Below are 15,170 nucleotides of genomic sequence, written 5' to 3' on the forward strand. Positions count from 1 at the left end.
GAGGGGCGGCCACCGGTTTCCACCGGTGGCCGCCCCTCAGCCGTCAGCACTCAGCCGTCAGCCCTCGCTCAGCTGTGCGTACGCAGCAGCGTCCGCATCGTCCGCATCGCCACCGACAGGTTCGCCAGGTCGAACGCGTCCGACCCCTGGATCTCCTCCAGCGTCGTGCGCGCACGGCCGAGGATCGCCGCGTTCTTGTCCTCCCACGCCTTGAACCGCTGCTCGGGCGACGACGTGCCGTTGCCGACCGAGAGCACGTCCTGGGTGAGACCCGCGTGCGCCGCGTACAGGTCCTCGCGGATGGAGGCGCGGGCCATCGACTGCCAGCGGTCGGCCCGCGGCAGCTCGATGATCCGGTCCATCAGCTGGGTGATCCGCAGCCGGTCCGCGAGGTCGTAGTACACCTCGGCGACGGCCAGCGGGTCCTTGCCGGTGCGGCCCGAGATCGCCACGACGTCGAGCGACGGGAACGCGGAGGAGAACCCGGCGACCCGCCGCGCGAGCTCGTCCGGCACACCGGCCGCGGTGAGCTCGTCCAGGATCGACTGGTACCACTCCAGGTCCGCGCCCTTGAGCAGATTCGCCAGCTCGCCCCAGACCTTCTCGACGCCCTCGCCGAAGTCCGCGATGGTCTCGGCGATCTGGAGCGGCTGCGGCCGGTTGTTGAGCAGCCAGCGCGTGCCGCGCTCGACCAGCCGGCGCGAGTGGAGCCGGATGCGGGTCTGGACGTCGGCGTCGACCTTGTTGTCGAGCGCCTCGACCGCGTCCCACACCGCGTTCAGGCCGAAGATCTCGCGGGCCGCGGTCTGCGCCCGGACGATCTCCTCCATGGACGCGCCGGTCTCCTCCCGCAGTCGGTGCAGGAAGGTCGAACCACCGGTGTTGACCGTGTCGTTGACCAGGACCGTGGTGACGATCTCGCGGCGCAGCGCGTGCCCGTCGATGGCCTCGGGGAACTTCTCGCGCAGCTGCTTCGGGAAGTACGCGTGGAGCAGCTTCTGCAGGTACGGGTCGTCCGGCAGGTCCGTGTGGATCAGCTCGTCGGCCACCGTGATCTTGGTGTACGCGAGCAGGACGGCGAGCTCGGGCTGGCTGAGCCCGCGCCCGTTGCTGAGCAGCTCGCGGATCTGGCGGTCGGTCGGCAGGAACTCGAGGCCGCGGTCCAGGTGGCCGTCGCGCCCGAGGCGGCGCATGAACCGCTGGTGGGCGTGGAGCAGCGAGGGCGACTGCGCGACCGCGTTGGCCAGGGCCGTGTTCTGCGCGTAGTTGTTGCGCAGCACCAGCCTGCCGACCTCGTCGGTCATCTGGGCGAGGATCTTGTTGCGCTGCTTGACGGTCATGTCGCCGTCGGTGACCAGGCCGTTGAGCAGGATCTTGATGTTCACCTCGTGGTCGGAGGTGTCCACGCCCGCGCTGTTGTCGATCGCGTCGGTGTTGACCTTGCCGCCGTTGCGGTCGAACTCGATCCGGCCGAGCTGGGTCAGGCCCAGGTTGCCGCCCTCGCCGACGACCTTGACCCGCAGGTCCTCGCCGTTGACGCGGATCGCATCGTTGGCCTTGTCGCCGACGTCCGCGTTGGACTCGGCGGACGACTTCACATACGTACCGATGCCGCCGTTCCACAGCAGGTCCACCGGCGCCTTGAGGATCGCCTGCATCAGCTCGGCGGGCGTCAGCTTGGTGATGCCCTGCTCGATGCCGAGGGCAGCGCGCATCTGCGCGTTGACCGGGATCGACTTGGCGGTACGCGGGTGGATGCCGCCGCCCGTGGACAGCAGCTCCTTGTTGTAGTCCGCCCAGGAGCTGCGGGGCAGGTCGAACAGCCGGCGGCGCTCGGCGTACGAGACGGCCGCGTCCGGAGCCGGGTCGATGAAGATGTGGCGGTGGTCGAACGCGGCGACCAGGCGGATGTGCTCGGAGAGCAGCATGCCGTTGCCGAACACGTCACCGGACATGTCACCGACGCCCACGACCGTGAAGTCCTGGGTCTGGCTGTCGTGGCCGAGCTCGCGGAAGTGCCGCTTGACGGACTCCCAGGCACCGCGCGCGGTGATGCCCATGCCCTTGTGGTCGTATCCGGCGGAGCCGCCGGAGGCGAACGCGTCGCCGAGCCAGAAGTCGTAGCTGATCGCCACGTCGTTGGCGATGTCCGAGAAGGTCGCGGTGCCCTTGTCGGCGGCGACCACCAGGTAGGTGTCGTCCTCGTCGTGGCGCACCACGTCGGACGGCGGCACGACCTCGCCCGCCACCAGGTTGTCGGTGATGTCGAGCAGTGCCGAGATGAACGTCTTGTACGAGGCGATGCCCTCGGCCAGCCACGCGTCGCGGTCCACGGACGGGTCCGGGAGCTGCTTGGCGACGAAGCCGCCCTTGGCGCCGACCGGCACGATGACGGTGTTCTTCACCATCTGCGCCTTGACCAGGCCGAGGATCTCCGTACGGAAGTCCTCGCGGCGGTCGGACCAGCGCAGACCACCGCGCGCGACCTTGCCGAAGCGCAGGTGCACGCCCTCGACGCGCGGCGAGTACACCCAGATCTCGAACGCCGGGCGGGGCGCCGGCAGGTCCGGGATGGCCTGCGGGTCGAACTTCATCGAGACGTACGCGTGGGGGTTGCCCTCCGCGTTCTTCTGGAAGTAGTTCGTCCGCAGCGTCGCCTTGATCACGGTGAGGAAGGAGCGCAGGATGCGGTCCTCGTCGAGCGAGGCGACCTGGTCGAGCGCGCCGTCCAGCTCTTCGAGCAGACCGTCGATGAGCTCGGTGCCCGCGCTCTGGCGGCCCGGCGACATCCGCGCCTCGAAGAGCGAGACCAGCAGCCGGGTGGTGTGGACGTTGTCGCGGAGGGTGTCCTCCATGTAGTCCTGGCTGAAGGTCGAACCGGCCTGGCGCAGGTACTTGGCGTAGGCGCGCAGCACCATCGCCTGGCGCCAGTTGAGCCCGGCGCGCAGCACCAGCGAGTTGAAGCCGTCGTTCTCGGCGGCGCCGGTCCAGGTGGCGGCGAAGGCCTCCTGGAAGCGCTCGCGGGCGTCGTCCGCGAGGTAGTCGCCGTTGCCGTTGAGCTTCTTCGGCAGGCGCAGGCCGAAGTCGTAGATCCACGCGTGCGTGCGGTCGGCGCAGCGCAGCTCGTAGGGGCGCTCGTCGGTGACCTCGACGCCCAGGCGCTGGAGGACCGGCAGCACGGCCGAGAGCGAGACCTGCTCGCCGATGCGGTAGATCTTGAACCGGCGCTCGCCGGGCGCCGCGTTGACCGGCTCGTACAGCGAGAGCGCGAAGTCCTTGCGGCCGTGGGTGAGCTGCTCCAGGTGGACCAGGTCGGCCACGGCGGCGCGCGGCGAGTGGTCGGCCTTGTAGCCCTCGGGGAAGGCGTGGCCGTAGCGGCGCAGCAGCTCGGCGGCGCGCTCCTCGCCGCACTCGGCGTTCAGCGCGTCCGAGAAGCCGTCGGCCCAGGAGCGGGCGGCCTCCACCAGGCGGGTCTCGATGCGCTCGGTGTCGGCGTCGGTGAGGTCGGGCAGCTCGGTGCCGGCGGGCACCCGCACCACGAAGTGGAGCCGGGACAGGATCGACTCGGTGTTCCAGGCGGTGAAGTCGACGCTGGTGCCGCCGAGCTCCTCCTTCAGGATGTCGATGAGCCGCAGCCGCACGCCCGTGGTGTAGCGGTCGCGGGGCAGGTAGATCAGCGCCGAGTAGTAGCGCCCGTACTCGTCCTGACGCAGGTAGAGGCGCAGCCGGCGGCGCTCCTGGAGGTAGAGCACCGAGGTGACGATGGACCGCAGCTGGTCGGCCGGGGTCTGGAACAGCTCGTCGCGCGGGTAGGTCTCCAGGATCTGGAGCAGGTCGCGGCCGTCGTGGCTGTTGGGCGAGAACCCGGCGCCGCGCAGCACCTCGTCGACCTTGCGGCGCACGACCGGGACGCGGCGGACCGACTCGGTGTACGCGGCCGAGGAGAACAGGCCGAGGAAGCGGCGCTCGCCGACCACGTTGCCGTTGTCGTCGAACTTCTTCACCCCGACGTAGTCGAGGTAGGAGGGCCGGTGCACGGTGGCCCGGCTGTTGGCCTTGGTCAGCACCAGGAGCTTGTGCTCGCGGGCCTTGGCGCGCGCGTCGGCGGGCAGCCGCTCGAAGGACGGGCTCACCGGGTGGCTGTCGTCGCCCCCGTGCTGCGGGTCGGAGCGCAGGATGCCGAGGCCGGTGCCGGGCACGGCCGCCAGCGAGTCGTCCTCGCGCAGCTCGTACTCGCGGTAGCCGAGGAAGGTGAAGTGGTCGTCGGAGAGCCAGCGCAGCAGCTCCCGGGCCTCGTCCACCTCCTCGTCGCGCAGGTCGCCCGCCTTGGGCTCCTTGGGCAGCTCGTCGGCGATGCGCAGCGCGGAGTCGCGCATCTTCTCCCAGTCCTCGACGGCTTCCCGTACGTCGGACAGCACCCGCAGCAGGTCGGCGGTGATCTGCTTCAGGTCGGCGCGGTCGGTCTCGCGGTCGATCTCGACGTGGATCCACGACTCGGTGAGCGCGTCGTGCGGCAGGCCACTGGTCTGGGCGCCGGTGTCCAGGACCTCGATGAGCTTGCCGGTGAGGTCGCGGCGGACCACGACCTGCGGGTGGATCACGACGTGGATGCCGCGGCTCTGGCGGGAGAGCTCGTTGGTGACGGAGTCCACGAGGAAGGGCATGTCGTCGGTGACGACCTCGACGACCGAGTGGCTGCACGTCCAGCCGTTCTCCTCGACGGTCGGGGTGTGCACCCGCACGCTCGCGGTGCCCTGGGGGCGGTTTTCGGCCAGCCTGTAGTGCGACAGGGCCGCACCGAAGATGTCCTCCGGGTCGCGGCCGGTCAGGTCCTCGGGAGCGGTGTGCAGGTAGTAGCGCTGGAGGTACCCGAGGACGGCGTCCCCGCCGGGACCTTCCTCCCCCGCGGTCCCGGTAGTGGCTGCCCGGTCCTGGGGGGCGCCCCCCAGACCGCCGGGGCCCCCCACCGGGCTGTTCTCAGCTACCCGGGCGGCCCGTGCGAGCAGCTCGGCCTTGGCTTCGTCCAGCTTGGTCTGCATGTCCTCTGGCTCCTGTCGCGCGCCGTTGCGTGACGTAGGTAGAAGCAGCGCAACGCCACGACGCGGGGTGTCCGGTCGGAGTCGACGTTATGCCGCGATGAGAGATGCCCGGGTCGTTATTGGCCATTTTCGGCGAAGGGCCCGGGATACGGGAATCAGCGAGGGCCCGGGCACTGTGGCACTCCGGGCGCAGGGCAGGGGCGTCAGTGCCCCTGCGGGATATCGCGCTGATCACGGGTCAAGGCTATCGCCCCTTCCCCCCGAACCGTCATGAGCCGTATGTGTACAAAAGCAGGGCCCGAAGTTTGACACTCTGGACAGCGACGCGCGCCGTCCGCGTGCCCTCTTGGCAAACCGGCCGGGCCGGGGCACGTTTGCCCCGTACGCGCGGTGCGCCGAGCGGCACCGCGCGCCGCACCGCGCAGACCCCGAGGAACGGCGGGGCGAACAGCCCCGCGCACCCTGTACGAGCCAGGCACGCACGGTCGACTCCGGGAGCACCGATGGCAGCCAAGATCCTGATCGTGACCGGCGACGCGGCGGAGTCGCTGGAGGTCCTCTACCCCTACCAGCGGCTGCGCGAGGAGGGCTACGACGTCCACATCGCCGCCCCCGCCCGCAAGAAGCTCCAGTTCGTGGTCCACGACTTCGAGCCGGGCTTCGACACGTACACCGAGAAGCCGGGCTACACCTGGCCCGCCGACCTGGCCTTCTCGGAAGTCGATCCCGGCCAGTACGCCGCACTGGTGATCCCGGGCGGCCGGGCGCCCGAATACCTGCGCAACGACCCCGAGCTGCGCAAGATCCTCAAAGCCTTCTTCGACACGGACAAGCCGGTCGCCCAGATCTGTCACGGCCCCCTCCTGACCGCCGCGATCGGCGGCCTCAGCGGCCGCCGGGTCACCGCGTACCCCGCCCTCGAACTCGACATGCAGGCCGCCGGCGCCAGCTTCCGCGACGCGGAAACGGTCGTCGACGGCACCCTGGTCTCCGCCCGCGCCTGGCCGGACCACTCCACCTGGATGCGGGAGTTCCTCACCGTGCTGCGGGCGAAGGCGCCGGTGACGTAACCGGGGCGCGGCCCTCTCCGGGCACCCCAGGGCGCCCCGGAGGCCGGGCTCTCGCCGCCAGGCGGCCCTCAGCGCCGCGTGCGGGGCGTCTCCGGGCGTCCCGCACCACCCGGGAGCCTCCCCCGTGCCCGCAGAGCCCGCCACGTCCGTACGAGGCCGGTCAGCCCGCCAGCAGCTCCGCCGTCTCGACCGCCTCCGCCAGCGTGTCCACCACCGGCACCCCCGCCAGTGCGAGGCTGGCCCGGCTGTGCGACCCGCCGGTGAACAGCACCGCCCGCGCGCCGACGTGCGCCGCGGCCACGGCGTCGTCCACCGCGTCCCCGATCACCACGACCCGGTCGGCGGATATCCCCTCGCCCGCCTCTTGCAGCAGCGTCAGATGCCGGACCATGTGCTCGGCCTTGCTGCCGTGCGAGGGGCCGGTGCGCCCGTCGACGCGCAGGAAGTGCTCGGTGATGCCGTGCCTGTGCACGATCGGCACCAGGTGCTCGTGCGGCGCCATCGAAAGCAGCGACTGGCTGCGCCCGGCCGCGCGGCGCGCGGCGAGCAGCTCGGCCGCGCCCGCCGTGAGCGCGCAGGCGTCCGCCCGGAGCCAGTAGTGCTTGTGGAACGCCTCGTCCATCACGAGCCACTCCGCCTCGGTCGGCAGCCGCCCCATCAGCCGCTCGTAGAAGCGGGGTATCGGCACGCAGTACAGCTCGCGGTACCGCTCCAGCGTGATCGGCTCCAGGCCGAGCTCCGCGAAGGCGGCGTTGGTCGCCTCGATGACCGCGGTGATGTCGTCGAGCAGTGTGCCGTTCCAGTCCCAGACCAGATGCGTCGTGCGCTTCCCCATGCCAGAACGGTACCCACCCCCACTGACAACGGACCCCGCTCCTGCCCATCAGGTGCCCAAGAGCGCAGGTCAGCCGGGCTGTCGGCGGATCCGGCGGGGGATCTCCCGCACGCGGCCGAGGGGGTTCTGCCGCGCCCTCAGCCGATCAGGTTGGGGATCTCCTGCACCCCGAACCACAGCAGCTCGTGGTCCTCGGCGCCGTCGACCGTGAACTGCGCGTCGTCGTCGCCCCGGTCCGCCGCGCCCAGCGCGTCGGCCGCCGCGGCGACGTCGGTGACCGCGTCGTCCGCGTCCACGTGCACCGCGGCCGCCTTGGCCAGCGGCACCGGGCCGGAGACGCGCACCTCGCCCAGCGCACTCGCGTCCAGGCCGCGGTCGGGGTCCGCGGAGGCGGCCCCGTCGGGGACGTCCACGGCGACCACGACCCGGCGCCTGGCGGCCTCCGGGTCCCCGGCGAGGAGGCGCAGCGAGGCCGCCGCGGCCCGGCTCAGCGCCGCGTACTCCAGCTCCTCGATGTCGTCCGAGACGTACCACTCGCGCAGCCCGGGCGTGACGGCGTAGGCGGTCAGCGGGCCGGGGCCGAGCTCTCCCGCCGTGTGCGCCGTCGCGAGACCAGGGAGGGTCAGAGGAAGGTACACGCGCATGACAGGCCGCTCTTTTCTGGTCGGAAGACGCACTCAGGATACGTGCGGGAGTCCCCCTTCGGGTTGCCCGCGCGGCGTCCGGGATCTCGGGACGCGCGGCGCCGGATTCCCCGCCGCCACCGGCCCCGCAGGGCCCCGGATCACCCTGATAGGTGAATCTCCCGAGCCCCGCCCCGCCCGCCCCGCCGCCCTTGCGACCGGCGTCGCCGCCCCCGTACAAGATCCCCAACAGAAAGCTACTCGCCGGTATCAAAGGGGGCGACAGAGATGAACAGGACCGACAGGACGCGGGCCGACGTGCGGAGCGACAGGACCCGGCCCGCGGGGCGCAGCGACCGCGTGGGGCCCGGCAGGCCGGGCGCCGGCTCCGCGTACGCACGGCGGCAGCGGCTGCCCCGCTACTGGTTCGCGGAGCGCCTGCTCGCCGTCCTCAGCGGCCACCGCCCGGTCCACTGGATGCTGGGGCACACCGTCGGCGAGGCCTACGAGCAACTGGTGCTGCTCGCCCCGGCCAGCCCGCTGCGAGCCTCGTGCCGGCCGGTGGTGCGGCACTGCGACGAGTACGTGCCCCAGCCGGGCGTCATCGAGGCCTTCGCGCGCATCGGCGCGGGCGACCACGTACGCGCCATGGCCTTCCGTCTGGAGCAGGGCGCCGACCTGCGCTGGCGCTGTGCGGCCGTAGAAGTGGGGCCGGGCACCCGCACGGTGCCCGGCCCCACCCGGTGACTGCGCGCGCCTCTGGGACGCGCCTCGCGGCTACTTCTTGCGGCGGCGGCCGCCCGTGCTCTTCTGGGCCTTGCGGCGCTCCGCGCGGGTCATGCCGTCCGCCTCGGAGCGGGCCGGCTCGTCGCCGTTGTCGAAGTCGCCCTCGACGACACCGCCCTCGCCGTCCACCGTCGGGGCGGAGAAGTGCAGGCGGTCCGGGCGCTGCGGGGCGTCCAGGCCCTTGGCCCGGATCTCCGGACGCGCCCCGGCCGGCTCCTTCTCCAGGGACGGCTTGTCGGAGGGCGCCGCGTCCTCGACCGGGACCTCCTCGACCTGCTGCTCGACCTGGACCTCCAGGTTGAACAGATAGCCGACGGACTCCTCCTTGATGCCGTCCATCATGGCGTTGAACATGTCGAAGCCCTCGCGCTGGTACTCGACCAGCGGGTCCTTCTGCGCCATGGCCCGCAGGCCGATGCCCTCCTGGAGGTAGTCCATCTCGTAGAGGTGCTCGCGCCACTTGCGGTCGAGCACCGAGAGGACCACGCGCCGCTCCAGCTCACGCATGATCTCGGAGCCGAGCTGCTCCTCGCGCGCCGCGTACTGCTCGTGGATGTCGTCCTTGATGGACTCGGCAATGAACTCGGCGGTGATGCCCGCGCGGTCGCCCGCCGCCTCCTCCAGCTCCTCCACGGTGACCTTCACCGGGTAGAGCTGCTTGAAGGCGCCCCACAGCCGGTCCAGGTCCCACTCCTCGGCGAAGCCCTCGACGGTCTCCGCCTGGATGTAGGCGTCGATGGTGTCGTCCATGAAGTGCTGCACCTGCTCGTGCAGGTCCTCGCCCTCCAGGACGCGGCGGCGCTCGCCGTAGATGACCTCGCGCTGGCGGTTGAGCACCTCGTCGTACTTCAGGACGTTCTTGCGCGTCTCGAAGTTCTGCTGCTCGACCTGCGACTGGGCCGACGCGATCGCGCGCGTCACCATCTTGTTCTCGATCGGCACGTCGTCCGGCACGTTCGCCATCGACATGACGCGCTCGACCATCTGGGCCTTGAACAGGCGCATCAGGTCGTCGCCGAGCGACAGGTAGAAGCGGGACTCGCCCGGGTCGCCCTGACGGCCGGAGCGGCCGCGCAGCTGGTTGTCGATACGGCGCGACTCGTGCCGCTCGGTGCCCAGTACGTAGAGCCCGCCGAGCTCCTTGACCTCTTCGAACTCGGCCTTGACGGCCTGCTCGGCCTTCTCCAGGGCGGCGGGCAGCGCGTGCGCCCACTCCTCGACGTGCTCCACCGGGTCCAGGCCGCGCTGGCGCAGCTCCGCCTCGGCGAGGTCGTCCGGGTTGCCGCCGAGCTTGATGTCGGTGCCTCGGCCGGCCATGTTCGTGGCGACCGTGACGGCGCCCTTGCGGCCCGCCTGGGCGACGATCGTCGCCTCCCGGTCGTGCTGCTTGGCGTTCAGCACTTCGTGCTGGATGCCGCGCTTGGAGAGCTGCTGCGAGAGGTACTCGGACTTCTCGACCGAGGTGGTGCCGACCAGGATCGGCTGGCCCTTCTCGTGCTTCTCGGCGATGTCGTCGACGACCGCCTCGAACTTCGCGACCTCGGTGCGGTAGATCAGGTCGGACTGGTCCTTGCGGACCATCGGGCGGTTGGTCGGGATCGGGACGACACCGAGCTTGTAGATCTGGTGGAACTCGGCCGCCTCGGTCATCGCCGTACCGGTCATACCGCAGAGGCCCGGCTGTTCCTTGCCGTCGTGGTCGTGGCGCTTGTAGAGGCGGAAGAAGTTCTGCAGGGTGATCGTGGCGAGGGTCTGGTTCTCGTCCTTGATGTCCACCCCTTCCTTCGCCTCGATCGCCTGGTGCATGCCCTCGTTGTAGCGGCGGCCGGCGAGGATACGGCCGGTGTGCTCGTCGACGATCATGACTTCGCCGTCCATGACGACGTAGTCCTTGTCCTTCTTGAACAGTTCCTTCGCCTTGATGGCGTTGTTCAGGTAACCGACGAGCGGGGTGTTCACCGACTCGTAGAGGTTGTCGATGCCCAGCCAGTCCTCGACCTTGGCGACGCCGGGCTCGTGGATGGCGACGGTGCGCTTCTTCTCGTCGACCTCGTAGTCGCCGGTCTCCTCGATGCCCTTGAGCGGGTTGCCCGCCTCACCCTTGGTGAGGCGCGTGACCAGCTTGGCGAAGTCGCCGTACCACTTGGTGGCCTGGTCGGCCGGGCCGGAGATGATCAGCGGCGTACGCGCCTCGTCGACCAGGATGGAGTCGACCTCGTCTACGATCGCGAAGTTGTGACCGCGCTGGACGAGCTCCTCCTGGGACCACGCCATGTTGTCGCGCAGGTAGTCGAAGCCGAACTCGTTGTTCGTGCCGTACGTGATGTCGCAGGCGTACTGCGCGCGGCGCTCGGCGGGCGACATGTTGGCCAGGATGCAGCCGACCTCGAGGCCGAGGAACCGGTGCACGCGGCCCATCATCTCGGAGTCGCGCTCGGCCAGGTAGTCGTTGACCGTGATCAGGTGCACGCCCTTGCCGGAGAGCGCATTGAGGTACGCCGGGAGGGTGCCGACGAGGGTCTTGCCCTCACCGGTCTTCATCTCGGCGACGTAGCCGAGGTGCAGCGCGGCGCCGCCCATCATCTGGACGTCGTAGTGACGCTGTCCGAGGACGCGCTTGGCGGCCTCGCGGACGGTGGCGAAGGCTTCCGGGAGCAGGTCGTCCAGGCTCTCCCCGTTCGCGTACCGCTCCTTGTACTCGTCGGTGAGGGCACGGAGCTCGGCGTCGGAGAGGTTCACGAAGTCCTCTTCGATGGAGTTGACCTGGTCCGCGATGCGGTGCAGCTTGCGCAGGATCTTGCCTTCGCCTGCACGCATGAGCTTTGAAAGGACGGACACGGGGGTTGGTCTCCTTGCCGGTCGGGCCTGGCGCGGTCGAGTACGGTTGATTACTTCTGGGCAACGGCCATCGTATGCGAGGACCCGCCCGCGCCGGGAGGTCTGCCATGACGACAACGGACAGGGCGCCCGGAAGGTGCCGGGAAACACGAAAAGCCCTGGCGTCCGTTCCGGCCCGGCGCGGAGAATCAGCCGATGGACCCAGTCATCCTCAGCACCGAGCGCCTGCTGCTGCGCCCCGTCGGCCCGCAGGACGCGGACGCGGCGTACGCGGCCTGTCAGGACCCCGACATCCAGCGCTGGACCACCGTCCCCTCGCCCTACCTGCGCGAGCACGCCGAGGCCTTCACCGGCACCTTCGCGCCCAACGGCTGGCGGGACGACTCCGAATTCACCTTCGCGGTACTCCTCAGGGAGGCCTCCGGGACGTGCGAGGCCGAAGGGGCCACCGGGGCCGGTGAGGCTCAGGCGGCGACGCCGGAGGGCGCGCTGGTGGCGATGGTCGGCGTCATGCGCCGCGGCGAGAACGTCGCCGAGCTGGGGTTCTGGGCGGCCAAGGAGCACCGGGGCCGCGGCTATATGACCGAGGCGGCGGTGGCGGCGGCCCGCTGGGCCTTCACGTCGGCGGGCGTCGAGCGCCTGGAGTGGCGGGCGGAGGTCGGCAACACGGCCTCGCGCGCGGTGGCCGAGAAGGCGGGCTTCACCATGGAAGGCACCCTGCGCGCGGCCCTCGTCCACGGCGGCACCCGCCGTGACAGCTGGGTGGGCGGCCTGCTCCCCGGCGACCTGGGCCTGCCCACCACGCGCGCGTACTTGCCGTCCCGGGGGTGAGGCGCTTGCCCCGGCGACGGTGAGGTCGGCGAGGCGGTCCCGGGCTGGGGCTCTCCCCGGTGGATTGTCAGTGCCGCCGTCTATCGTGCGGAGCATGACCAGCCTGCCGCGTCCCGCCGCCCAACTCTCCGCCGACGAGGCCCGCCGCATCGCCCTGCGCGCCCAGGGATTCATGGGCGCCCCCGACCGCAAAGGCGGGGTGCGGGGCGTGCTGCGCCACCTGGGCGCGGTCCAGCTCGACACGATCTCGGTCCTCGCCCGGTCGCACGAGCTGATTCCGTACGCGCGCCTGGGCGCGGTGGGCCGCAAGGCGGTGGACGAGGCGTACTGGACGGACGGCCACGCCTTCGAGTACTGGTCGCACGCCGCCTGCATCCTGCCCGTCGAGGAGTGGCCGCACTTCGCCTTCCGCCGCCGCGCCTACCGCTCCCGCCCACACTGGCACCACGACCTGTCCGACGGGGCGTACGAGCAGGTGATCAAGCAGCTGCGGGCCGAAGGCCCGCTGACCGCGACGGACTTGGGCGGCGCCAAGAACAAGGGCGAGTGGTGGGACTGGTCCGAGTCCAAGGTCGCCGTCGAGCGCGCGCTGATGTACGGCGAGGTGGTGTGCACCGAACGACGCGGCTGGAAGCGGGTGTACGACCTGGCCGAGCGCGCCATCCCGGACGCCCTCCTCCACGACGAGCTGGACGACACCGAGTGCCTGCGCCGGCTCGTCGCGCTGGCGGGCCGCTCCCTCGGCGTCGGCACGCGCGCGGACATCGCGGACTACCACCGCCTGAAGGGCGAGCAGGTGGACGCGGTGATCGCTGACTCCGGGCTGGTGCCCGTCACCGTCCAGGGCTGGGACAAGGCCGCCTGGGCGGACCCTCAGGCACTGGCCACCGAGCCGCGCGGACGCCACCGCACGACGCTCCTGTCGCCCTTCGACTCGCTCATCTGGGACCGCGCGCGCACCGAGCGGATCTTCGGCTTCAGCCACCGCCTGGAGGCCTACACGCCCAAGCCGAAGCGGGTGTACGGATACTTCGCGATGCCCCTGCTGGCGGGCGGCAGGCTGCTCGGCCGCGCGGATCCGGCCCGCGAGGGCCGCACGCTGGTCGCCAAGCAGGTCTCCCTGGACACGCCGAAGGCCATAGCCCCGATGGCCCAGGCCCTGCTGGAGGCGGCGCGGTGGGTGGGCTGCGACGCCGTACGGATCGAGCGCGCCGACACCCCGGGGCTGGCCCGGGAGCTGACGGCGGCGATCGCGGCGGCCTGAGCCGAGGCGTCGCCGCGCGGTGGTGCTGCCCGAGCCGAGGCGTCGCCGCGGGCGCGGCGGCCGGGCCAGGGCGGCTAGCGGATCTCCAGGATCTTCTCGCGCATCGCGTACACCACCGCCTCCATCCTGGAGTGCAGTTGCAGCTTCTCCAGGATGTTGCGGACGTGGTTCTTCACCGTGTTCTCGGAGATGAACAGCTCCTTGGCGATGTCCCGGTTGTTCATCCCCGTGGCGACGAGCTTGAGCACCTCCAGCTCGCGGTCGGTCAGCCGCGGCGCGGGCACCAGCCGGCGCTCGTCGGTGCGCTGGATCATCGACTTGAACTCGGTGAGCAGCTTCGACGCCATCGACGGGCTGATCTGGGACTGGCCGTCCGCCACCGCCCGGATCGCGGTCGCCACCTCGTCGGTGGAGATCTCCTTGAGGAGGTAGCCCGTCGCGCCCGCCTTGATCGCGTCGTAGAGGTCGGCCTCCTCGTCGCTGATCGTCAGCATGATGATCTTCGCGCTGGGGGCCACCTCCTTGATGGAGGTGCAGGCCTCGATCCCGCCGCGCCTCGGCATCCGTACGTCCATCAGCACGATGTCGGGAAGCAGGTCAGCGGCCTTGTCCACGGCCTCCGCCCCGTCGCCCGCCTCGCCGACGACCTGGATGTCCTCCTCCGCGGCCAGCACGATCTCCAGGCCGCGGCGGAACAGCGCGTGGTCGTCGACGACCAGCACCCGGATCGGCTCCTTGCGCGATCCGGCCGCTTCCATGCCGGTGGGAGCCCCGTCAGAACCGTCCGCGGCCGACCCGTGGTGCACCGGCCCGAAGCTGTCTGCCATCGTTCCTCCCCCTGAAGGCCATGGCCCGAGTTGGTGTGGCTGCACCAACCGCGCTCCAGGGAGCAGCGGTTGGCGTGCGACGCCATGATTTCATGCCCGGCCGACAGAGCGGTGGTCCACCGGTCGCACAGTGGTGCCCCTGGGGGCGCACGCAAGCGCTCCAGGGGCATCACCGCACTCTGGTACGGCGCGCCGCACCGATCCGTTCAGCGCGCCGCCGACCTGGTCAGCCGCCGAGTGCTCCACCGGCGCCGCCCGCGTCCTCACCGGCGAGCGGGTCCGATTCCAGATGAATCACGCCGTAGTCGTAGGCGTGCCGCCGGTAGACCACGCTGGGCTGCTTCGTCTCGGAGTCGACGAAGAGGTAGAAGTCGTGCCCGACCAGCTCCATCTCGTAGAGCGCCTGGTCGAGCGTCATCGGGGCGGCCACATGGGTCTTCTCGCGGACCACCAGCGGGCCTTCGCCCTGTACCTCGACCGACCCCATCCGGGTGACGGGGACGCCCTCGTCCCTCGATCCGTCCACGAGCTCCCCGCTTCCGTTCAACTGGGCGGCGTCCGGCATCACGACGGCCACCTCGGCAGCCGACAGCCGACCGTTGCCCCTGCGGGTGTAGCGCTTGTCGTGCTGCTTGCGCAGCCGCGCCTCCAGCTTGCTGTGGGCCAGGTCGAGGGCTGCGTACGGGTCGCCTGCCGCCGCCTCCGCCCGGATCACCGGGCCACGCGAGTGCAGCGTGATCTCCACTCGGTCGGAACGGTCGGCCTGCCGCGGGTTGTGTTCCTTGGACACCTCGACGTCGAGGCTGATTACCTTGCCGTCGAGCTTCTGGATCTTCTCCAGCTTCAGCTTCTCGGCCACGTGCTTGCGGAACCGCTCGGGCACCTCTGTCTTGCGGCCCTTGACGACGATGTCCACGCAGAACTCCGTTCCCGGATCACTCCGCCTTCACTGCGGAGCATCTCCCTCTTGCACCAGACTCCGGTGACCACCGGAGTCTCGGACTGGGCGACTTTCACCTCCTCCTCCCCCGTGGGGAAGATCGCCACCCCACCGACT

10 protein-coding genes are annotated in these 15,170 nt (G+C 70.7%); 4 read left to right on the forward strand and 6 right to left on the reverse strand.

Going from position 1 to position 15,170, the window contains the following annotated elements; all coding sequences use genetic code 11:
- Positions 1-68: 68 nt before the first annotated feature.
- Positions 69-5,039, reverse strand: coding sequence for an NAD-glutamate dehydrogenase (locus BX283_RS17755; protein ID WP_101388561.1), 4,971 nt, complete (start codon positions 5,037-5,039; stop codon positions 69-71).
- 503 nt (positions 5,040-5,542) lie between these two features.
- Here BX283_RS17755 and BX283_RS17760 point away from each other — a divergent pair.
- Positions 5,543-6,109, forward strand: a complete 567-nt coding sequence (locus BX283_RS17760) for a DJ-1/PfpI family protein (protein ID WP_101388562.1) — start codon at positions 5,543-5,545, stop codon at positions 6,107-6,109.
- A gap of 160 nt (positions 6,110-6,269) precedes the next feature.
- On the opposite strand, the gene BX283_RS17765 is transcribed toward BX283_RS17760, so the two are convergent.
- Together BX283_RS17765 and BX283_RS17770 are read right to left on the reverse strand one after the other, a co-directional pair.
- Positions 6,270-6,944 (reverse strand): HAD family hydrolase, encoded by a 675-nt coding sequence (locus BX283_RS17765; RefSeq protein WP_101388563.1) that lies wholly within the window; start codon positions 6,942-6,944, stop codon positions 6,270-6,272.
- 137 nt (positions 6,945-7,081) lie between these two features.
- Positions 7,082-7,588 carry a hypothetical protein gene (locus BX283_RS17770; protein WP_101388564.1) on the reverse strand — a complete coding sequence of 169 codons (507 nt, stop codon included), beginning with the start codon at positions 7,586-7,588 and terminating at the stop codon, positions 7,082-7,084.
- 267 nt (positions 7,589-7,855) lie between these two features.
- On the opposite strand from BX283_RS17770, the gene BX283_RS17775 reads away from it, so the two are divergent.
- Positions 7,856-8,314, forward strand: a complete 459-nt coding sequence (locus BX283_RS17775) for an Rv3235 family protein (protein ID WP_257583043.1) — start codon at positions 7,856-7,858, stop codon at positions 8,312-8,314.
- Between the two features lie 30 nt (positions 8,315-8,344).
- On the opposite strand, the gene secA is transcribed toward BX283_RS17775, so the two are convergent.
- On the reverse strand, positions 8,345-11,191 hold the full coding sequence (secA, locus tag BX283_RS17780) for a preprotein translocase subunit SecA (protein ID WP_101388565.1): 2,847 nt from the start codon (positions 11,189-11,191) through the stop codon (positions 8,345-8,347).
- A 195-nt stretch (positions 11,192-11,386) separates the two neighbouring features.
- Here secA and BX283_RS17785 point away from each other — a divergent pair, with 195 nt between their 5' ends.
- Both BX283_RS17785 and BX283_RS17790 read left to right on the forward strand, forming a co-directional pair.
- Positions 11,387-12,022, forward strand: a complete 636-nt coding sequence (locus BX283_RS17785) for a GNAT family N-acetyltransferase (protein ID WP_101388566.1) — start codon at positions 11,387-11,389, stop codon at positions 12,020-12,022.
- 94 nt (positions 12,023-12,116) lie between these two features.
- On the forward strand, positions 12,117-13,286 hold the full coding sequence (locus tag BX283_RS17790) for a winged helix-turn-helix domain-containing protein (protein WP_101388567.1): 1,170 nt from the start codon (positions 12,117-12,119) through the stop codon (positions 13,284-13,286).
- 74 nt (positions 13,287-13,360) lie between these two features.
- On the opposite strand, the gene BX283_RS17795 is transcribed toward BX283_RS17790, so the two are convergent.
- Both BX283_RS17795 and hpf read right to left on the reverse strand, forming a co-directional pair.
- Complete coding sequence (locus tag BX283_RS17795; RefSeq protein ID WP_101388568.1) at positions 13,361-14,113, reverse strand: response regulator transcription factor; 753 nt, start codon at positions 14,111-14,113, stop codon at positions 13,361-13,363.
- 226 nt (positions 14,114-14,339) lie between these two features.
- Complete coding sequence (gene hpf, locus BX283_RS17800) at positions 14,340-15,029, reverse strand: ribosome hibernation-promoting factor, HPF/YfiA family (protein ID WP_101388569.1); 690 nt, start codon at positions 15,027-15,029, stop codon at positions 14,340-14,342.
- Positions 15,030-15,170 lie beyond the last annotated feature (141 nt).

It is taken from the genome of Streptomyces sp. TLI_146, from assembly GCF_002846415.1.
Lineage (GTDB): Bacteria > Actinomycetota > Actinomycetes > Streptomycetales > Streptomycetaceae > Streptomyces.